The organism is Micromonospora sp. NBC_00330 (assembly GCF_036136635.1).
Lineage (GTDB): Bacteria > Actinomycetota > Actinomycetes > Mycobacteriales > Micromonosporaceae > Micromonospora > Micromonospora salmantinae.
On sequence record NZ_CP108012.1, the window covers coordinates 4,180,037 to 4,199,875 of the forward strand.

General features: G+C 72.3%; 17 protein-coding genes. 6 read left to right on the forward strand and 11 right to left on the reverse strand.

Translation table 11 applies throughout. From position 1 onward, the window contains the following. The first annotated feature begins 29 nt into the window (after positions 1–29). A complete protein-coding gene (locus OG598_RS18795; RefSeq protein ID WP_442931514.1) occupies positions 30–1,901 on the forward strand; it encodes a hypothetical protein in 1,872 nt (623 codons plus the stop codon). Here the strand turns inward: OG598_RS18795 and OG598_RS18800 are convergent, their stop codons facing one another. Together OG598_RS18800 and OG598_RS18805 are read right to left on the reverse strand one after the other, a co-directional pair. Next, positions 1,902–3,698 carry a hypothetical protein gene (locus tag OG598_RS18800; protein ID WP_328650388.1) on the reverse strand — a complete coding sequence of 599 codons (1,797 nt, stop codon included), beginning with the start codon at positions 3,696–3,698 and terminating at the stop codon, positions 1,902–1,904. It abuts the gene before it with no gap. Next, complete coding sequence (locus tag OG598_RS18805) at positions 3,698–5,461, reverse strand: hypothetical protein (RefSeq protein ID WP_328655369.1); 1,764 nt, start codon at positions 5,459–5,461, stop codon at positions 3,698–3,700. The genes OG598_RS18800 and OG598_RS18805 overlap by 1 nt, the downstream gene beginning before the upstream one ends. A 395-nt stretch (positions 5,462–5,856) precedes the next feature. Here OG598_RS18805 and OG598_RS18810 point away from each other — a divergent pair, with 395 nt between their 5' ends. After that, the gene (locus OG598_RS18810; protein ID WP_442931319.1) at positions 5,857–7,050 is read left to right on the forward strand and encodes a hypothetical protein; all 1,194 of its coding nucleotides are present in this window, start codon (positions 5,857–5,859) and stop codon (positions 7,048–7,050) included. Between the two features lie 284 nt (positions 7,051–7,334). On the opposite strand, the gene dxs is transcribed toward OG598_RS18810, so the two are convergent. From dxs to OG598_RS18825, 3 genes are all read right to left on the reverse strand, one after another. Continuing rightward, the gene (gene dxs / locus OG598_RS18815; RefSeq protein WP_328650389.1) at positions 7,335–9,281 is read right to left on the reverse strand and encodes a 1-deoxy-D-xylulose-5-phosphate synthase; all 1,947 of its coding nucleotides are present in this window, start codon (positions 9,279–9,281) and stop codon (positions 7,335–7,337) included. A 115-nt stretch (positions 9,282–9,396) separates the two neighbouring features. Next, positions 9,397–10,617 (reverse strand): class I SAM-dependent RNA methyltransferase, encoded by a 1,221-nt coding sequence (locus tag OG598_RS18820; protein ID WP_328655371.1) that lies wholly within the window; start codon positions 10,615–10,617, stop codon positions 9,397–9,399. Positions 10,618–10,690: 73 nt separating this feature from the next. After that, positions 10,691–12,775 (reverse strand): APC family permease, encoded by a 2,085-nt coding sequence (locus OG598_RS18825; protein WP_328650390.1) that lies wholly within the window; start codon positions 12,773–12,775, stop codon positions 10,691–10,693. 163 nt (positions 12,776–12,938) lie between these two features. On the opposite strand from OG598_RS18825, the gene OG598_RS18830 reads away from it, so the two are divergent. Continuing rightward, complete coding sequence (locus OG598_RS18830; protein ID WP_328650391.1) at positions 12,939–13,604, forward strand: potassium channel family protein; 666 nt, start codon at positions 12,939–12,941, stop codon at positions 13,602–13,604. Between the two features lie 3 nt (positions 13,605–13,607). Beyond that, positions 13,608–14,297 (forward strand): potassium channel family protein, encoded by a 690-nt coding sequence (locus tag OG598_RS18835; RefSeq protein ID WP_328650392.1) that lies wholly within the window; start codon positions 13,608–13,610, stop codon positions 14,295–14,297. Between the two features lie 42 nt (positions 14,298–14,339). On the opposite strand, the gene OG598_RS18840 is transcribed toward OG598_RS18835, so the two are convergent. The 4 genes from OG598_RS18840 to dut form a co-directional block, all read right to left on the reverse strand. Beyond that, positions 14,340–15,023, reverse strand: coding sequence for a DUF3159 domain-containing protein (locus OG598_RS18840; RefSeq protein ID WP_328650393.1), 684 nt, complete (start codon positions 15,021–15,023; stop codon positions 14,340–14,342). A gap of 25 nt (positions 15,024–15,048) precedes the next feature. Further along, entirely contained in the window at positions 15,049–15,429 is a 381-nt protein-coding gene (locus OG598_RS18845) for an OB-fold nucleic acid binding domain-containing protein (RefSeq protein ID WP_124816055.1), read from the reverse strand. Between the two features lie 114 nt (positions 15,430–15,543). Beyond that, complete coding sequence (locus OG598_RS18850) at positions 15,544–16,206, reverse strand: DUF3710 domain-containing protein (protein WP_328650394.1); 663 nt, start codon at positions 16,204–16,206, stop codon at positions 15,544–15,546. A gap of 25 nt (positions 16,207–16,231) precedes the next feature. Beyond that, on the reverse strand, positions 16,232–16,768 hold the full coding sequence (gene dut, locus OG598_RS18855; protein WP_328650395.1) for a dUTP diphosphatase: 537 nt from the start codon (positions 16,766–16,768) through the stop codon (positions 16,232–16,234). Between the two features lie 84 nt (positions 16,769–16,852). Here dut and OG598_RS18860 point away from each other — a divergent pair, with 84 nt between their 5' ends. Beyond that, positions 16,853–17,386, forward strand: a complete 534-nt coding sequence (locus OG598_RS18860; protein WP_442931320.1) for a DUF3093 domain-containing protein — start codon at positions 16,853–16,855, stop codon at positions 17,384–17,386. Positions 17,387–17,502: 116 nt separating this feature from the next. On the opposite strand, the gene OG598_RS18865 is transcribed toward OG598_RS18860, so the two are convergent. Together OG598_RS18865 and OG598_RS18870 are read right to left on the reverse strand one after the other, a co-directional pair. Then, entirely contained in the window at positions 17,503–18,354 is an 852-nt protein-coding gene (locus tag OG598_RS18865; protein ID WP_328650396.1) for a hypothetical protein, read from the reverse strand. Between the two features lie 119 nt (positions 18,355–18,473). Then, on the reverse strand, positions 18,474–18,770 hold the full coding sequence (locus OG598_RS18870) for a DUF4193 domain-containing protein (RefSeq protein ID WP_007075406.1): 297 nt from the start codon (positions 18,768–18,770) through the stop codon (positions 18,474–18,476). Between the two features lie 432 nt (positions 18,771–19,202). Here OG598_RS18870 and OG598_RS18875 point away from each other — a divergent pair, with 432 nt between their 5' ends. Continuing rightward, entirely contained in the window at positions 19,203–19,715 is a 513-nt protein-coding gene (locus OG598_RS18875; RefSeq protein ID WP_328655373.1) for a LytR C-terminal domain-containing protein, read from the forward strand. Positions 19,716–19,839: the final 124 nt, after the last annotated feature.

Here is a 19,839-nt window from a genome sequence, read left to right on the forward strand (position 1 = left end):
TCGTGGCTGTGCCGGTGGTAGACCCTTCGCTGAATCCCGTGACCGATGCCGACCCGGTCGAGGCCGAGTCGACACGGCGGCCTCGACGCCGTCCGGCCCGAGCCGACCTGTTGGCCCTCGGAGCCTATGTGCTGCTGGGCGTCTTCGTCTGCCTCAACTACTGGGGTGACGTCAACGGCCGGGTCTCCTCGCACCTGCCCACCGATCACAGTTGGTTCGAGTGGCTGTTCGCGCACGGCGAGTACTCGGTGCGGCACCTGGAGAACCCGCTGTTCACGGCCCGTCAGAACGCCCCGGACGGGGTGAACATGATGGCCAACACCTCGCTGCTCGGGGTGACCCTGCCGCTGGCCCCGCTGACCATGCTGCTCGGCCCTCAGGTGATGTACGCGCTCTACCTGGGCGCGGCGCTGGCGGCCACCGCCGGCACCGGCTACTGGATGCTCTCCCGCCACCTGGTGCGCTCCCGGGCGGCGGCGTTCGTCGGTGGCGCGTTCCTCGGCTTCGCGCCGGGGATCATCCACCACGCCAACGGCCAACCGAACTTCGTCTCCAACTTCCTGCTCCCGCTGATCGTGGTGCGGGTGCTGACCCTGGGTGAGCCGGGCCGGTGGCGACGCAACGGCCTCGTGCTCGGCGCGCTGGTGGCGTACCAGATCTTCATCAACGAGGAGATGCTGCTGCTCACCGCGCTGGCCTGCCTGGTCATCGTGCTGGCGTACGCCGTGCAGCGGCCGCGGGCCACCCGGGCCGCGGCCGGCACGTTCCTGGCCGGGCTCGGCGTCGCCGGCGGGCTGGCCCTGGTGCTCACCGCGTACCCGATTTGGTTCCAGTTCAACGGCCCGCAGTCCTACCGGGGTCTGCAGGGCGGCGTGTTCCACAACTGGGGCGAGGACCTGGTCGCCTTCGTCACCTTCGCCCGGGACACCTGGGCCGGTGACCCGGCCGTGGAGAAGACGATCGGTCTGACCGAGCAGAACACCTGGTTCGGTTGGCCGCTGGTGCTGCTCTCGGTGGTGGCTCTGGTGCTGCTCGTACGCCGCTCGCTGGCCGCCCGGATCGCCGCGGTGCTCATCGTGGTGTTCAGCGTCGCCGCGATCGGGCCGTTCGTGCGCTTCAACGGTGTGGAGACCGGTGTGCGCGGCCCGTGGTCGTACGTGTCGGACGACCTGCCGCTGGTCGAGATGATGATGCCGACCCGGTTGACACTGGTGGTCGCCGCTGCGGTGGGCGTACTGCTCGCGTTGACCTGGGACGCCGCGCACCGCCAGGGGCGCCCGGTGGCCGACCGGCCACGTGTGCCGGCCCAGCGGGTGGCCGACGCGACCCCGGCGACGTCCGACGACGAGCCGGCCGCGCCGGCCGCCACGCGCCGTCGGTGGCTACGCCCGGTGGGGTACGCGGCGGTCGCCCTCGCCGTGCTGCCGCTCTTTCCCCGCCCGCTGCCCGCCCAGCAGATCGACCCACCGCCGCACTTCATCACCGCTGGCGGCTGGCGGCCGTACGTGCCGGCGGGTCGAACCCTGGTGCCGGTGCCGATCCCGAGCAACGTGCACGGTCTGCCGACGCTGCGGTGGAGTGCGCTGACCGGGCAGGAGTTCCCCGTTCCGGGCGGTTACTTCATCGGCCCGAACGAGCTGGGTGAGGGGGTCTTCGGTGCACCGAACCGACCGACCAGCTCCCTCATCTACTCCACGATGGACAGCGGCACGGTTCCGGCGCTGACCGACGAGAACCGCCGGCAGGCCGTCGAGGACCTGCGGTTCTGGCGGGCGTCGGTGGTGGTGCTCGGGGCGCACCCCCGCGAGGCGGTGCTCCGTGAGCTGGTCACCGCCCTGATCGGGCCACCGCAGCGGGTCGACGACGTCTGGGTCTGGGACGTGCGCGCCCTGGTGGGTTAGTCACCCGACCCGGTCCCGGACGTCCCACAACCATCCGCCGTCGACCGGTCGGCCCGGGCCGAGCAGGTCGTCGACGGTTCGGCGGACCGGGTCACCGTGCTCCACCTGCCCGAGTACGACCACCGCGGCACGCCAGTGCCGCAGGTCCTCGACGGCCTGGCGGCGGTCGGCGTCGGTGAGCACCGGCACCGCGCCGGTCTCGACCACCTGCCGCAGCAGCACCGACGTAGGCCGGTCCGGCGCGCCCCAGCGGGCCGCCGGGTCGTCCGGGCCGCTGGGGCCGATGAAGTAACCGCCGGGCGCGGCGAACCCCAGGCCGGTACGGGCGGACCAGAGCATCACCGGGCTGCGCCCGGCACCGGTGACCGGGGGCACCGCGACAACCGTCCGACCGGGCGGCACCAGCGGACGCCAGCCACCGGCGGCGAGAAACGCCGGCACCGGCGCGACCGGCACCACGCGGATCGGAGTCGGAAACAGGGGCAACAACGCGGCGGCGACCGCGCCGGCCCACAGCAGCCGCACCGGCAGGCCCGGCGCCACGTTCGGCCCGCGCGCGGCCCGCACCCGGTCCACTGACAGCGCCACCAGCACACCCAGCACCGGTACGCAGACCAGCGCGAACCGGGCCGGCACCGCGAGATCGAGCAACGGCAGCCCGCCGACCAGCCGGTACGGCCCCGGAATGCCGGTGCCCTCACCGTCCACCCGCAACTCGTCGCCGAGCGAGAGCAGGGCGAAGACCACGCCGCAGGCGGCCAGTGCCCGGACCAGCGGTCGTCGCCACTGCCAGATCACGATCACCACGGCCAGCACCAGCAGGCCCGGACCGAAGAACGAGTTCTCCTCGGTCGGATTCGGCGAGAGCAGCCCCGGCAGCCAGTCGTCACCCAGCACGGTCTGCCGGGCCGACGCGGTGAACGAGGCGACGTCCAGTTGGAAGCCCTGCGTGGCGAACGCCATCCCGGAGTAGTGCTGCGGGCCGTGGAACTGGAACCACAACGGGTACGCCAGCGGCACCGCCCCCACGCCGGCCGCCACGGCGAGTCGACCGAACAGGGCCGGTGCCAGCCGCCGTACGGTCACCCGGTCGGCGAGCGCGTAACCCAGCGCGAAGACGCCGGCCGCGAGCACCAGGAAGACCAGCACCTCCTCGCCGATGAAGACCTGCCAGACGAGCAGCAGCCCCAGGCCGACGCCCGGCCGCCACACGCCGTGTCGCGTCGTCTGCGAGGCGGGCCGGAACACCAGGGCAAGGATCGCGGGCACCAGGAACTGGGCGGCGATGTGCAGGTGGGCGCCGGCCTGAGCGATCATGCCCGGGGCGAAGCCACAGATCAGCCCACCCACCGCAGCCGGGGCCCGGGTGCCGACCAGCCGGCGGCGCAGCAGCACGTACCAGGCGACGGCTGTCCCGGCGAGGCAACAGACGACCGCCACGCAGAACGCCACCTGCGAGCCGAAGAGCAGGGTGACCGGGGTGAGCGGGACACCCAGGCCGAGCACCGAGGTGTTCGCCATCAGGTTGACCCCGTCGGGCGCGTTCAACCCGGTGCTGAAGAGCGGGTTCTCCCCCTCGACCACTGCATGCGCCGCGTGGGCCAGCATCCACTCGAAGAGGATCTGGTCACCCGCCTGGTGGAACAGCCGCCACGGGCGGCCCCACTGCCCGCTGGTCACCAGCACGGCGAGGCCCAGATAGCCGGCCACCACCAGCGCGTCCCGCAGCCAGGCCGGACGGAACGCGCCGACCGTCGCCGGGGGCGAAATGTTCGGGGACGTCGTCCCGGTGGTCATCAGACCGAACGGTCGCTGAGCGTCCGCACGTCCCAGACCCAGACGTCCAACTCCTGGCGGCCCGGGCCGACCAGCTCCTCGACCGTACGTCGCAGTGGCTCGGCGTTCTGCTGCCGCACCGGCAGCACCAGGATCGCCGCCCGCCAGTGCCGCAGCTCGTCGGCGAAGCGCCGACGCTGCCGGTCGTCAAGCTTGGGCGTACGGCCGGTGGTCGCCACCTCCTCCAACATCTGACCCACCCCGCTGGGACGACCGCCGAACCGGCCCGCGTCACCGGTGTTGCCGTTGCGGGGCGCGAGGAAGTAACCACCGGGGATCTTGAAGTCGAGGTTGGTGGCCGCCGCCCAGCGCATGCCGTGCGTGTTTCCCATGCTGGGCACCGGGATCGGCACCAGCGTCTGGTCCGGCCCGACGTACGCCCGCCACCGGTCCGCCGTGATGAAGTCCGGCACCGGCGGCCGGGAGACCATCCGCAGCGGCATCGGTGCGATCGGCAGCAGCGCGAAGGCCAGGCCCGCGGCGGTGAGCACGTGGACGGTACGGCGGTCGGCCGGTCGTAGCGCCCAGGCCCGCTCGACGGCGAGCGCCAGCAGCAGGCCGATCACCACGCTGGTGATGAGCCCGAACCGGGTCGGCACCACCGCGTCCAGCAGCGGCAGGTGGACCAACCACTGCCACGGCCCGGTGATCAGCTCGCGGTCCCACCAGGAGACCCTCTCGCCGAGGGAGAGCACGGCGAAGAACACGCCGGTCACCGCGAGCGCCCGAACGATCAACTCCCGGCGGAGCCAGACCACGATGCCGATCGCCAGCATGGACAGGCTCCAGCCGAAGAAGGCGTTCTCCTCGGAGTAGTTCGGCGCCAGGTTGATGTTGGCTCGCTGGTTGCCGCCGAGGGTGGGTGAGCCGGGGGCGAAGAAGGCGGCGATGTCGTTGCCGTAGTCCTTCACCGCGTCGCTGAGCCCGTGGTAGGCCATCGGCCCGGCGAACTGCACGTAGAGCGGGTACGCCAGCAGCGCCCCCGCCAGCAGCGCGCAGGTCACCACGCCGACGCCCAGGGGCCGCCAGGCCGCCCGCCAGCGGGCCGGCTCCTGGGCCAGCACCGCCAGCAGGAAGACGCCGCAGGCCAACGCCGTGAAGAGCAGGATCTCCTCGTTGATGAACGCCTGCGCGGTGACCATCATGGCGAGCAGGGCCCCGTCCCGAACCGGTCTTCCGGAGCGGGTGAGCACCAGCACCCGCCACACGATGAACGGCAGCAGGAACTGACTGATGATGTTCGGGTGCCAGCTGGCGTGCGAGAGCATCGCGGGCGAGAAACCGCAGAACCAGCCGCCGACCGCCGCCGCGAGCGGGGTACGCACCAGGTGGCGGGAGAGCATCAGGTACCAGGCCATGGCGGTGCCGGCGAGACCGAGCGTGACCAGCACCACGAAGGAGACCGCCGGCCCGAAGAGCAGCGTCACCGGGACCATCGGGATGCCCAGCGCCAACACGGCCGTGTTGGCCATCAGGTTGACGCCGTCGGGGTAGTTGATCTGCTCGGTGTAGAACGGGTACTCGCCGTGCAGCACCACGCGTACCGAGTGGGCGAGGAAGAACTGCACCTGCGCCGGGTCACCGGTGTAGAGCGAGGCCACCCGACCGGACGGGTCCAGCCAGATCCGGCTGGTCACCCAGAGCGCGGCGAGCAGGAACAGCCCGCCCACCGCCAGGTGCTGCCGACGCCGAGTCCACCGGCGCCACCGCGCCCGCGTCGGCACCGCGCTCTCGGCCGCTGCTCCGGGCTCGGTCGGCGTTTGGGGCTCGGTCGGCGCTTCGGGGGCGGCCGGCGCTGTGGGGGCGGCCGGCGCTTCGGGCTCGGCCGGCGCTGTGGTGGGGGCAGCCAGCGCGGGCGGGCCGGCGAAGAGGCCGGCCGGCGTGCGGTAGCTCACCAGTTCGGCGGAGTCGGCTGCCGCCTCCGGGTGCGGCGCGGGCAGGGCGCGGGACTCGGCAGGCGTCACAGTCGGCGGAGTCTACCGGAGCAACCAAAACGTCCTAAACCCCCGGTGCTGTCCACTGTGGTGGTTCGGATGCCGGCCAACTGAGGCGCCGCATCGGACATCTCGTACTATGGCGCTTTCCGACAGCGACGGTGAGGCGATCGGGGGCGGGCCAGGTGACTCCAGGCCGTCGGTACGGCAGGGCGCTTCCCGTCCTGCTGAGCGCGCTGCTGGCCGGCACGGCCTGCGGTCCGGTAGCCGAGCGGAAGCCGCAGGACCTCCGGGTCGGGTACGACAGCCTGGACGGCACCCTCGCCGTGTGGCCGCCCCGCGGCGACCTCTCCGGGGACGCCACGGCGACGGCGGCGGTAACCGCGGCGGTCCGCGGCTGGCGATCGCCGGCCGACGACCGCGCGCACCTGCCCTCGTCGGGCATCCTCTTCTCGGGTCGGGTCGACGGCGCCCCGGTGGCGCTGGTGGCCGCCGACGTGCCCGGCGAAAGCGCGTCCTGGCTGCTGCAACTGACTCGCGAGGGCGACCGGTACGCGGTGACCCGCGCCACCGAGTACACCGATCCGGGTTACCTCGTCTACTCCGACGTGCTGCCGGTGCAGACGGCCGGCGGCCGGCGTTACCTGGTCTCGGCCCGGGTGCAGAGCCTCCTCGGGCCGAAGGACCGGACGTTGACCATCGCGGACGGTCTCAGCGCACCGGTCGACGTGCCGTCCTGCACGGCCGTCGGCGTGACCGCGACCCTGCGGACCACCGAGTCACTCCCCCGTGGGCGGGCCGCCGACCGGCTGCTCGACCTGGGCACCGGCACCGTCGACCCGCGCTATCCGTTGGTCCGCGACGAGTCCGGCACGGGCCGGCGGGCGCTCACCGGCCTGGACACCTGTGTGCTGTCCGGCGATCGGGGCCCCTTCGGCAGCATCCCGCGCCGGATCGGGGACCGGGACGCCCCACGCTCGGTGCCGACGTCCTGGCCGATGGCGAAGCTCACAGTGCGCTCGCTCGGCGAAGTCGCCCTCGGCGGCGGCGAGCCGGCCGAGTTGCAGCAGCTCAGCTGGGACACCGACGCCGGCGCGATGACGGCGGTGATCTATCGACCGGCCGACGGGAGCGCGCCCGTCGTCTCACCCGCCGACCGGGCCACCCCGTTGCAGGCGTACCAACTGCCGGTGCCCGGTCAGCCGCTGGTGGTGCTGAGCTGGCGGGCCACCCGGGACAGCTCCCTGTCCGTCCCGCCGGGCACTCCCCTGCTGGTCGAGCGCCCCGGCCTGGCGGTCATCCCCACCCCGTCCCGCTCCCAGACCTACAGCCTCGCCAACACCGACAAAACCCACTACCGCTCAATCTCCCCCCGCTAGCCCCCACCCACCCACCCCGCGATCTTGCACTTTCTGCGCCGACAAATCGGGACTCAAGGCGCGTTACGCCAACCGAAAGTGCAAGATCGACGGGGAAACGCGGCGGAACGCGGCGGCACATTGCCGCGCCGCACCTTGACCCGGTCGATCATGCAGTTGTGGTGCCCCGCAAAAGGCGCGAACCACCAATCACCGCCCACCATAAGTCCTTGATCGACCAGAGAGGGTGGGCGGGACACACGACGGCGGGCGTCCCTGGGGACGCCCGCCGTTGTTCGTTCTCGTCAGTTCTGTGCGGCCGCGTCGCTGGGGGTGAGGCGGTCCGGGGTGGCATCCAGGCCGGAGATCCAACCGGTGACGTTGCGGGCCACGTCCTGGGCGGTCAGACCCAGGTCGGCGAGGATCTGCGCGCGGGTGCCGTGCGGGTGCCAGTCGGCCGGCACACCCAGGTCCTTGAGCGGCACCCGGACGTCGGCGTCGCGCATCGCCTGGGCGAGCGCGTCGCCCACCCCGCCGACCCGGACGCCGTCCTCGACGCTGACCACGAGCCGGTGGCGGGCGGCCAGGTCGACCAGCTCCGCCGGGACCGGACGCACCCAGCGGGGGTCGACGACGGTGACCCCGTAGCCCTGCTCGGCGACCCGGGCGGCCACCTCCATGCCCAGCTGGCCGAACGAGCCGACGGCGACGAGCAGCACGTCGGTACGGGCGGACTCGGCCAGCACGTCGACAGTGCCGACCCGGCGCAGCGCCGGCAGGTCCGCGGCGACGGCACCGGTCGGGAACCGCACCACTGTCGGGCCGTTGTCGACGGCCAGCGCCTCGCGCAGCTCCTCGCGCAGGGTGGCGGCGTCGCGGGGAGCGGCGATCCGCAGCCCCGGCACCACCCCGAAGACCGACATGTCCCAGATGCCGTAGTGGCTGGGCCCGTCCGGGCCGGTGATGCCCGCCCGGTCCAGCACGAAGGTCACCGGCAGCTTGTGCATCGCCACGTCCAGCAGGACCTGGTCGAAGGCGCGGTTGAGGAAGGTGGCGTAGACCGCGACCACCGGGTGCAGGCCACCCAGCGCCAGCCCGGCCGCCGAGGTGGCCGCGTGCTGCTCGGCGATGCCCACGTCGTACACCCGCTCGGGGTACTTGCGGGCCAGCTTGGCGATGCCGGTCGGCTCGGCCATGGCGGCGGTGATGCCCACCACGTCCGGGCGCTCGTCGGCGATGGCCAGCAGCTCGTCGGCGAAGACGTGCGTCCACTTCACCGACGGGGCGGCCAGCAGAGCGCCGGTCTCCACGTCGAAGGCGCTGCCGGGGCCGTGCAGGCAGTCGGCCTCGTCCTCCTCGGCGGGACGGTAGCCGTAGCCCTTGCGGGTGACCGCGTGCACGATGACCGGGCCGCCGAAGTTCTTGGCCGCGCGCAGCGCCGCCTCGACAGCCGTCACGTCGTGCCCGTCCACCGGGCCCACGTACTTGATGCCCAGGTCCTCGAACATGGCCTGGGGGGCGACAGCGTCCTTGATGCCCTTCTTGACCGCGTGCAGCACCTCGTACATCGGCTTGCCGACCAGCGGCGTGGAGCCGAGGGCGTCCTTGACGGTGTCGAGGACCTTCTCGTAGCCGGGGTTGAGCCGCAGCGAGGAGAGGTGGTCGGCCAGCCCGCCGATGGTCGGCGAGTAGGACCGGCCGTTGTCGTTGACCACGATCACGAGGGAGTTGCCGGCGGTGGCGATGTTGTTCAGCGCCTCCCAGCACATGCCGCCGGTCAGCGCGCCGTCGCCGACCACTGCCACGACGCTGCGTGCCTCGCCCCGCAGGGCGTACGCCTTGGCGAGGCCGTCGGCGTAGGACAAAGCTGTGGAAGCGTGCGAGTTCTCGATGAGGTCGTGCTCGCTCTCCGCCTGGCTGGGGTAGCCGGAGAGGCCACCGCGCTGGCGGAGCTTGTCGAAGCCGGCCTGACGCCCGGTAAGGATCTTGTGTACGTACGCCTGGTGGCCGGTGTCGAACAGGAGCCGGTCCCGGGGGGAGTCGAAGACGCGATGCATGGCGAGCGTCAGCTCGACCACACCGAGGTTGGGCCCGACGTGCCCGCCGGTACGGGAGACCTTGGTGATCAGGAAGTCCCGGATCTCGGCGGCGAGGACGTCCAGTTCCTCGCCGGACATCCGCTTGACGTCCTGCGGACCGCGAACCGTCCCCAGCAGCCGGCCGTGGTTGGCCGTGTCCTCTTCAACACTCATGACCGGAGAGTCTATCGGCCCCCCGGTACTCCGCAGCCCGGCCCGAGCCCCACCCACCCGGGCCGGGCGGGGAGTGGGCGGCTGAGCACCCGGTCAGGCGCCGACGCGGGGCGTTCTACCGCGCGTCCGGGGGAAGCAGCAGCCCGACCTGCTCGACGTGCTGCGTCATCGGGAAGAGGTCGAAGCCCCGCAGCGCCGCCAGCCGCCAACCGAGGTCGGCGAAGGTACGCACGTCCCGGGCGAAGGCGGCCGGGTCACAGGCCACGTACGCGACCGCCCGCGGGCCGGCGGCGGCCAGCGCGCGGACCACCGGGGCGCCGGCCCCGGAGCGCGGCGGGTCGAGCACCACCACGTCGACCGGGCCGGTGATTCGTCGGCGGGCCAGCGCGGTCTCCACCCGGGCCGACACCACCTCGACGCTGGGCAGGTCGGCGAGGTTCTCCCGGGCGGCGGCGACACCCTGCGCCGCCGCTTCGACCACAGTCACCCGGCCGGTCGCGCCGACCCGTGCGGCCAGCCCGGCGGCGAACAGCCCAGCGCCGCCGTAGAGGTCCCAGGCGACCTCGCCCGGCTGCGGGTCCAGCAATTCCAGCACGGCCGTGGAGAGGGCGTCTGCGGCGGCCGGGTGCACCTGCCAGAACGCGGACGCGGGCAGCGTCCAGTCCCGTCCGGCGGCGACCTCGCGGACCTCGGTCGGGCCACTGACCGGGGCGGGCACCCCGTCGCGGATCTCCGTGACGGTCACGTCCCCGCCGGTGCTGGCGACGGTCTCCACCGCCTCGGCGGCCGGCCAGCGCGCACCGGTGGGGGTGAGCACCGGCAACTGCTGGATGGCCGGGTGGGCGATCCGGCAGCGGTCGATCGGCACCACCTCGTGCGAGCGGTGCTTGAGCAGGCCGGCCCGATCGGCGGCGTCGACCGCGTAACGGACCCGGGAGCGCCAGCCGAGCAGCCCACCGGGCAACGCCTCGACCCGGACGCCGAGCCGGTCCAGCTCGACGTCGGTCAGCCCACCGAGGCGCACCAGCTGCTCGCGGATGACGGCGGTCTTCCAGGCCAGCTGCGCGGCCGGTGCGACGTGCTGGAGGTCGCACCCCCCGCAGGCACCCGGCTTCGCGTACGGGCAGGGCGGCTCGACCCGGTCCGGGGAGGGCTCCAGCACTGTCACCGCGTCGGCCCGGACGAACCCCCGGTGCACCTCGGTCACCTCGGCGACGACCCGTTCACCGGGCAGCGCGTGCCGGACGAAGACCACCTGCCCGTCCACCCGGGCGACACAGTGCCCGCCGGGGGCGACCGCGTCGACTGTCAGCTCGACCCGGTCCGTCTCGGCCAGGCCCCGCTCGAACGTCGACGAGGCGGACGACGCCGACGGCGTCCTGGGTGTCGCGGTCCGCTGACCGCCCGGCTCAGTCACGAGTGTTCCCCATCGTTCCGCTGTTCTCGGGCCCGCCCTCGGCGGGCGGTGCGGCGGCCACCGGCGGCGCGGCGACCAGCGGTGGCACTGCGCCCCGTGGACCACGCGCCGGTGTCCGGGACAGCGTGGCGTCCAGCCGGTCCAGGTTCTTGCTCGCTGTCGACGCGAGCTGCCACGGCACGCTGACCACCATCACCCCCGGTTCGAAGAGCAGCCGGCCCTTGAGGCGCAGGGCGCTCTGGTTGTGCAGCAGGTTCTCCCACCAACGGCCGACCACGTACTCCGGGATGAACACGGTGACCACGTCCCGGGGCGACTTGCGGCGGGTGGAGGCGACGAAGTCGAGGATCGGGCGGGTGATCTCCCGGTACGGCGAGTCGATCACGGTGAGCGGGATGGCCATCTCCCGGCGCTCCCAGTCGGCTTGCAGGTCCCGGGTGTCCTTCTCGTCGACGTTCACCGTCACCGCGGTGAGCGTGTCCGGCCGGGTGGCGCGGGCGTAGGCGATGGCCCGCAGCGTCGGCTGGTGCACCTTGCTGACCAGCACGATCGCGTGGTTGCGGGCGGGCAGCACGGCTCGGCCCTCGTCCGGCGGGGTCAGCTCGACGGCGATCCGGTCGTAGTGCCGGCGGATGGCGAGCATCAGCACGTAGATCACCGCCATCGCGGCGATGGCGATCCAGGCGCCGAGCAGGAACTTGGTGATCAGGACGATCACCAGCACCGCACCGGTCAGGCCCGCGCCGAACGTGTTGATCGCCCGGGAGCGGTGCATCCGGCGACGGGCCTCCGGGTCCCGCTCGGTGCGCAGGTGCCGGTTCCAGTGCCGGATCATGCCGACCTGGGAGACGGTGAACGAGACGAAGACCCCGACGATGTAGAGCTGGATCAGCTTCGTCACCTCGGCCTGGAAGCCGACGATCAGCACGATCGCGAAGAGGGCGAGGAAGGTGATGCCGTTGGAGAAGGCCAGCCGGTCGCCCCGGGTGTGGAACTGGCGGGGCAGGTAGCGGTCCTGGGCCAGGATGGAGCCGAGCACCGGGAAACCGTTGAACGCGGTGTTCGCGGCCAGGAAGAGGATCAGGGCGGTCACCCCGGCCAGCACGTAGAGCAGGATCGACCCGGAACCGAAGACCGTCTCGCCGAGCTGGGTGGTGACGGTCTTCTGCACGTACCCCTCGGGGCCGGAGACGATCTGGAGGTTCGGATCCTCGACGAACTGGAGGTGGGTGAGCCGGGCCAGCCAGATGATCCCGACCAGCATGCTCACCGAGATGGTGCCGAGCAGCAGCAGGGTGGTGGCGGCGTTGCGGCTCTTCGGCGCCTTGAACGCCGGCACCCCGTTGGAGATGGCCTCCACGCCGGTGAGCGCGGCGGCACCCGAGCTGAACGTTCGCAGCAGCAGGAAGACGAGCGCGAAACCGGTCACGCTGTGCTCGGCCTGGATCACCAGGTCGGCGCTCGGCGCGCGCAGCTCGTCGCCCAGCACGAAGACCCGGAACAGCCCGGTGAGCAGCATGCCGAGCATCACGATCACGAAGCCGTAGGTGGGGATGGCGAACGCCGTGCCCGACTCGCGCAGCCCACGCAGGTTGACGGCGGTGAGCAGGACCACCGCGCTCACCGCGATCAGGACCTTGTGGGTGGCCACGAACGGCACCACGGAGCCCAGGTTGGCGACCCCGGAGGAGACCGACACCGCCACCGTGAGCACGTAGTCGACAAGCAACGCGCTGGCCACCCCGACGCCGAACTTCGGCCCCAGGTTGACGGTGGCCACCTCGTAGTCGCCACCACCGGACGGGTAGGCGTGCACGTTCTGCCGGTAGCTCGCCACCACGGTGAGCATGACCACGACCACGGCCAGCGCGATCCACGGCGAGAAGAAGTACGCGGACGCACCGGCGATGGAGAGGGTCAGCAGGATCTCGTCGGGCGCATACGCGACGCTGGACAGCGCGTCGGAAGCGAACACGGGCAGCGCGATGCGCTTCGGCAGGAGGGTGTGCTGAAGCCGGTCGGACCGGAACGGTCGACCGAGAAGAAGCCGCTTCAGCAGCGAGGTGGGACTGGCCACGAACGCCAAGAGTACGACCACCTCGGCGGGGGCGCGGGGGTGGGCGATCACCGCTGCTCACGACGGCGGGGTACGGTCGGTCCCCGCTCGTGACCGGGACGTGGCAGGCTCGCACTCGAAGGCCACCGGCAGCGGGAGCGGGACGCACCTTGGGAGGGACAGCGTGCACGTCGTGATCATGGGATGTGGTCGGGTCGGGTCGACCCTCGCCCACAGCCTGGAGTCCCGAGGGCACTCGGTGGCGGTGATCGACCAGGACGCCGACGCCTTCCGCCGGCTCGGCCCCGACTTCGCCGGGATCACGGTGACCGGGGCCGGTTTCGACGGCGAGGTGCTCCGGCAGGCCGGCATCGAGCGCGCGGACGCCTTCGCGGCGGTGTCGAGCGGCGACAACTCCAACATCATCTCGGCCCGGCTGGCCCGCGAGACGTTCGGCGTGTCCCGGGTCGCCGCCCGCATCTACGACCAGCGCCGGGCGCAGGTCTACGAGCGGCTGGGCATCCCCACAGTGGCCACCGTGCGCTGGACTGCGGACCGGATGCTGCGGCACCTGGTGCCGGAGGGCAACGTGGAGATCTTCCGCGACCCGACGAGCACGGTGTCGATCGTCGAGGTGCCCGTACACAAGGACTGGATCGGTAGGTCGGTGCGGGCGCTGGAGGAGGCGTCCGGGGCGCGGGTGGCCTACCTGATCCGCTTCGGCATCGGCACGCTGCCCACCGGCTCCACCGTCGTGCAGGAGGGCGACCAGGTGTTCATGCTGGTCAGCGATGACATCGTGGCGACTGTCACGTCGGTGGCGGCGACGCCGCCGGAAGGAGGGCACTGAGCCATGCGGGTCGCCATCGCGGGCGCGGGCAACGTGGGCCGCTCGATCGCCCAGGAGCTGATCGACAACGGCCACCAGGTGATGCTCATCGAACGCCAGCCCAAGATGCTGCGTCCGGACCGGGTGCCGGCTGCCGACTGGGTGCTGGCCGACGCGTGCGAGGTGGCCAGCCTTGAGGAGGCCAACATCGCCGGGTGCGACGTGGTGGTAGCGGCGACCGGCGACGACAAGACCAACCTGGTGCTGTCGCTGCTGGCCAAGACCGAGTTCGCGGTGCCCCGGGTGGTCGCCCGGGTCAACCGGGCCGAGAACGAGTGGCTGTTCACCGAGCAGTGGGGCGTGGACGTCGCGGTGAGCAAGCCGCGGGTGATGGCCGCGCTCGTCGAGGAGGCGGTCACCGTCGGCGACCTGGTCCGGCTGATGACCTTCCGACAGGGCGAGGCGAACCTCGTCGAGATCACCCTGCCGCCGACCGCCCCCTACGTCGGTCAACCGATCCACGCCGTGCCGCTGCCCCGCGACTCCGCCCTGGTGGCGATCCTGCGCGGCAAACGGGTCCTGGTGCCCAGCCCGGACGACCCGATCGAGGCCGGCGACGAGCTGATCTTCGTCTGCACCGCCGAGGTGGAGGACGAGGTCCGCGCGGTGATCCTCGGGCCGGACAGCGTCGAACGGACCCGCAGCTCACGCTGACCCCGACGGGCGCGCTGAGCGATCGGGTCGGCCCGGCCTCCCTCAGGCGCTGGGCAGCGGGGCCGGCGGCGACTCCCGGGTGACCCGGCGCACCGTCCAGACCGTGATCAGCAACAGCAGCGCGTACGGCGGGTAGCCCAGCGCCAGCCGGGCCACGCCCAGGGCGGTGTCCTGGTGGGCCAGGTAGAGCCCGGCCTGCACGCCCACCTTGGCCAGCCAGACCACGCCCCAGAGCACTGTCAGTTGGGTGAAGGTGCGCACCAGCTTCGGGTCGGACCGCCACTCCGAACGGCCCTTGGCCACCAACACCGACCAGATCCAGCCCACCAGCGGCTGCCGGATCGCGGCCGAGATCAGCAGGGCGATGCCGTAGCCGATGCCGTAGAGGATGCCGGGAAGGTAGAAGTCACGCTCGTCGCCGGTGCGCCACGCGATGGCCGCGCCGACGCCGACGCCGAAGAGCCCGTTGACGGCGTGCCGGATCGGCCGACGCTGGGCCAGCCGCAGCCCTGCGATCAGCACGGCGACCGCGATCGACGCGATCACCGCCGGCCGCAGCTCGCCGATGACGTTGGCGACGACGAACACCACGACCGGGATGCTGGACTCGACCAGCCCGCGCCAGCCGCCGAGCTGGTCGGCCATCTGCTCGGCGATCGTCGGCAGCGGCTCCTCGTCCTGAGGGTCGGTATCCGGCTGTGCCGCCCGGTCCTGTCCCGTCGTCATCGCCGGCCTTCCGTCCGCAGTGCCGTCACTTGGGCGAGTCCAGCTCGTAGTAGGGGTTGTAGATGACCTTGCGGTCGTCCCGCACCGCCACCCGGCCACGGGCGGTCAGATGCCGGCCCGGCTCGATCCCGGCGATGTGCCGTCGACCCAGCCAGACCAGGGTCACCACGTCGCTGCCGTCGTACAGGTCGGCCTCGAGGGTGGGCAGATTGGTGCGCGGCGTGTAGACCACTGTGCGCAGCCGACCGGCGACCGAGACCAGCTGACCCCGGGAGCACTGCTGGGCGGGGATCCCGCCGCACTCGGCGCTCTCCCGACGCAGCTCCTGCGCGTCGATCTCGGCCTCGCTGGCGGTGAACCTCTGCAGGATGCGCCGCAGCGACACCCTGCCCTCGTCGGTCGTCATGACCTCCGCGTCACCCTCTCCACGCTCGCCGTCCCCGGCCGGCCCCGGCGGCGCCGGAACCGTGCCGCCAGCGTACGCCGACGGGGCTGGTTCCGGCGGGCCGGTGCGCGCCGGTCAGACCTGACGCGGCTCGGCGGCGGCGTCGCCCGCCTCGGCCTCGGCCTGGTCGGCGATCTCCCGGGGCAGCCGCAGTGGCAGCGGCTCGCGAACCGGCTTCGCCTCCTGCCCACGGTCGACCACCAGGCCGTCCAGGCACTCGACGAGCGGCCCGGCCATTGCCGGGTCGGTGGCCACCGGGCCCTGGAACACGCCCCGGACCATCCAACGCGGCCCGTCGATTCCGACGAACCGCAGGTTCGTCGCGCCGTCCGGGGTGTTCACCTGGGCGTGCAGCTCCGGGCCGTACTCGCCGGCGACCTCCTGCGCGCTCGCGCCGTCGCGGAGCAGCGACTGCCGGATCTCCTCGCGCACCTCGTCCCAGATCCCCTCGGACCGGGGGGCGGCGAAGACGCCCAACTGGAGCGCGTTGTCACCGTGCACCAGCACCACCTGCTGGACCACACCCTGCGGGTCGGCCTGCACCCGCACCTCGACGTCGGCGATCGCCGGGATGTGCAGGCTGCCCAGGTCGAGTCGCTGCACGTCGTCGTAGCTCTCGGAGATGTCGTACGGGCCGCGCTCCAACGTCGGCGTCGCATCGCCCTGGTCCGGGACCTGGGTAGCCCGCTCGTCACGGGTCTGCCGCTCCGCATCGGCCCGCTTTCGGGAGAAGATCACTGCGCCTGCCCTCCGCTGTTCACACTCACCCTGCCACCTCTTCCGTCTGCCCGCGGCCCGGCTCGCTCGGCCGCCGCTCGACCCGGTCCTGGCCCGTCGGCGACGGCACCAGCCCGGCGTGCCCACCGGTGGACCCGTGCCCACCGGTCCCGCGCCGGGACGCGGGCAGCTCGACCACCGGCTCGAACCGTGCCCGCGCGACCTGCTGGACCACGAGCTGCGCGATCCGGTCGCCGCGGGAGATCCTCGCCGGCACATCCCGATCATGATTGATCAGGTTGACCAGGATCTCACCCCGGTAGCCGGCGTCGACCGTACCGGGCGCGTTGAGCACCGTCACGCCGAGCCTGGCCGCCAGACCGGAGCGGGGATGGACCAGTCCCACGTACCCCTCCGGCAGCGCGACGGCCACGCCGGTGGGCACCAGGGCACGGCCGCCGGGTGGCAGCTCGACGTCCGCGGCCGCCACCAGGTCGGCCCCGGCGTCGCCGGGATGGGCGTACGTGGGCAACGGCAGCTCCGGGTCGAGCAGCTGTACGGGCACGGGTACGACGTCGGTCACGGGTCCCCTCTTCCGTCCGGTTCGCGGGGTGACCCTGCCATCCTGCCGGTTCGTCGAGCCGCCGTGCGCCGTACCCTCGCAGGAGTGAGCATGTCGCCCTCCCCGTCCGCCGATCAGCCGCCGGTCGCCGCCCGCTCGGCGTACACCGAGCGGCTGGATCTGCCCTGGTGGCTGTGGCTGGCCGGGCTGGTGGCCGCCGCGTTGCTGGCCGTCGAGATCTGGATGGGCGCCTCCGGTGTCCGCACCTGGCTGCCGTTCGCCGTGCTGGTGCCGCTCACCGCGGTCGGGCTGTGGTGGCTGGGCCGGATCCGGGTCGGGGTGGCCGACGCCGAGCTGAGGGTGGACGACGCCCGCCTGCCGGTCCGTTTCGTGGCCGACGTGGTGCCGCTGGACGTGGCCGGCCGACGTGAGGTGCTCGGTGTCGGCGCGGACCCGCTCGCCTTCGTGGTGCAGCGACCGTGGATCGGCGGCGCCGTGCAGGTGATCCTCGACGATCCTGCGGATCCGACCCCGTTCTGGGTGGTGAGCACCCGCCACCCGGTCGAGCTGGCCGAGGCGGTGCTGACCGCGCGGGACGCCCTGGCGGCCACCCACCCGACGGCGGGCGAGCCGGGCTGACCCGACGCCGAAGGCCTGGCTCGGGAGCCGCTCCGACGGCATCGGCCCGCTTCAGGAGCCGGTCCGCGACGGCATGGGCCCCGCTACAAGGAGCCGGTCCGACGGCGACGGCCCGCTCAGGTGCCGGTAGGCGGGCCCGGGAGGGCCGCCGGTGGCGCGGGCCGGGCGATGCCCCGCCGACGCAGGTCGACCTGGAGTTGGTCGGCCATCTGCTGGGTGGCCCGGCGGTTGAGGAAGCTGGCCACCGCCGCTCCGGTCAGGAACGGCCCGAGCGTGGTGAGGTTGCGACCGAAACGCCGCAGCAGCATGTCCCGCAACTCCTTGCGGGCGGCGGTGCCGAGCACCGCTCCCACTCCCACGCCGGGCACCATCGGGTTGACGCCACGTTGAGTGGCCCAGGAGTGCACCAGCGCGACCGCCCGTTGGCTGCCGGCCGCCGGCAGTGCCACGCCGTGGATCTCGTGCAGCTCGCCGACGAGTTTCAGCTCCACCGCCACCACGGCCACGGTCTCGGCGGCGAGCAGCACCGGCGCGGAGAGCAGGGTCGGGGCCACCGTCCACTCGACGGCGGCGACACCCCCACCGGCCGCGCCGATCGCGGCGGTGGTCCGCGACGCGTTGCGGATGAGCCGGTCGGCCAGGGCGACGTCGTCCAGGCCGGGGAAGTGCTGGCGCAGCGTGTCCAGGTCCCGTACGGGCACGTGCGGGGCGATCTCGGTGACGGTGTCGACCATCCACCGCACGGCGGCGCGCGGCTTGAACAGGTCGGAGATGCCCCGCGCACGGGCCTGCCCGACCATCCGGGTCAGCAGTTGGCGGCGTCGGGCCGGCGCGATGTCGTCCGCGGTCAACGCCGCGACGGTGGCACCGAGGTCGTCCGTGCCACGGGTGGCACCGAGGTCGTCCGTGCCACGGGTGGCACCGAGGTCGTCCGTGCCGCCATCGGTGGTGCCGCCTCGATCGCTCATCGGACCTCCCGGTGCTGTGGCTACCCGCTACGAGTCAAGCAGGTACCCACCGGTGCCGCATGCCTACACCGGCAGCGGCGACCCCGTTCAGGAGGCCGCCGCCGGTGCTGTTGTGGTTGTCAGACGCACTCGCGGCAGATCAGCTCGCCGTTACGCTCGACTGCCAGCTGGCTACGGTGGTGGACCAGGAAGCAGCGGGCGCACCGGAACTCGTCCTGCTGCATCGGAAGCACCTTGACCGTGAGCTCCTCGTCGGCCAGATCGGCACCGGGCAGCTCAAAGCTCTCGGCCACCTCGGCCTCGTCGACGTCCACCGCGCCCGACTGTGAGTCGACGCGCCGTGCCTTGAGCTCTTCCAGGCTGTCCTCGCCGAGGTCGACCTCGTCGCGACGCGGGGCGTCGTAGTCGGTGGCCATCGGTTTCACTCTCCCATATCGATGTTGTCGCTTCCGGTTGTAACGCCGGACGACGCTGTTTCGGTTCCGCTGGCCGGCCACCACTTGTGTCGGGCACCCGACCCGAGGACCGAACGGGTCGAGCTCGCCGGGGCGACTCCCCTGCGAGCGCGGAACCTTACCCCCCCTTGGGCGAGGCATGTATACCGCCCTTGCGGCTGAGATGTACGCCCCCGCACGCGAAGTTGTTCCCAATGTGATTCAGGCGACACGAAGATAGGGGTAGTAGTACCCGGTTCGCGGTCGGCGCGCCGGCATGTCGGGCTGTTTCCACGCGACGGCCGGACAACCGTTAACCTCAGCGGCGTATTCGACGGCCGGCGGCCTGAGCGATCGTTCCCGGCCGCCACCACCCACTGAGGTCCGGGGAGTGCCCTGATGAGTTTTGCGCGCGTGCGAGCACTCGTCGTCGTCGGCCTGCTGGCGATCATCGCCCTGGTCTTCGTCGTCGTGGCCGTGGTCCGCGACAGCCAGGGCAACGTGGGCACCGCGGCGGGTTGCCCCGAGGGCTGGCCGTTGGCGGATCTGACCCTGCGCGAGCGCAAGGACGTCAAGATCAACGTCTTCAACGCCACGGATCAGCCCGGACTCGCCCACACCGTCGCCGACGAGTTCAGCAACCGGCAGTTCCAGGTCAAGAAGACCGGGAACGAGAAGAGGGTCAACAGCGTCGCGGTGCTGCGGTACGGCCCGAAGGGCGTCGGGTCCGCGCACCTGCTCCAGGCGTACTTCCTCAACAACGCCACCCCGGGCTACGACCCGAAGCGCACCGACGACACCGTGGACGTGGTGCTGGGCAACAACTTCCAGCAGCTCGCCACCACGACCGAGGTCAACCAGTCGCTCGGCGACTCGGGTCCGCCGGAGGCGCCCAAGGGCTCCTGCCCGTCCCCACCCGCCAAGTGACCGCGTAACCGCCCCACCGCAGCGCCAGGTCGACGACCGGCACCGACCTGGCCCGCCGGCCAGAGCCGGCCACTCAAAGCCGGGAGCCGACCGCTCAGAAGGCCGGAGCCGGCCGACCTGGTCC

Coding starts and splice junctions, on each gene's coding strand:
- OG598_RS18835 (WP_328650392.1), top strand. CDS start 13,608: ATGCGGGTCGCCATCGCGGGCGCGGGCAACGTGGGCCGCTCGATCGCC.
- OG598_RS18800 (WP_328650388.1), bottom strand. CDS start 3,698: ATGACCACCGGGACGACGTCCCCGAACATTTCGCCCCCGGCGACGGTC.
- OG598_RS18865 (WP_328650396.1), bottom strand. CDS start 18,354: ATGAGCGATCGAGGCGGCACCACCGATGGCGGCACGGACGACCTCGGT.
- OG598_RS18870 (WP_007075406.1), bottom strand. CDS start 18,770: ATGGCCACCGACTACGACGCCCCGCGTCGCGACGAGGTCGACCTCGGC.
- dxs (WP_328650389.1), bottom strand. CDS start 9,281: ATGAGTGTTGAAGAGGACACGGCCAACCACGGCCGGCTGCTGGGGACG.
- OG598_RS18845 (WP_124816055.1), bottom strand. CDS start 15,429: ATGACGACCGACGAGGGCAGGGTGTCGCTGCGGCGCATCCTGCAGAGG.
- OG598_RS18840 (WP_328650393.1), bottom strand. CDS start 15,023: ATGACGACGGGACAGGACCGGGCGGCACAGCCGGATACCGACCCTCAG.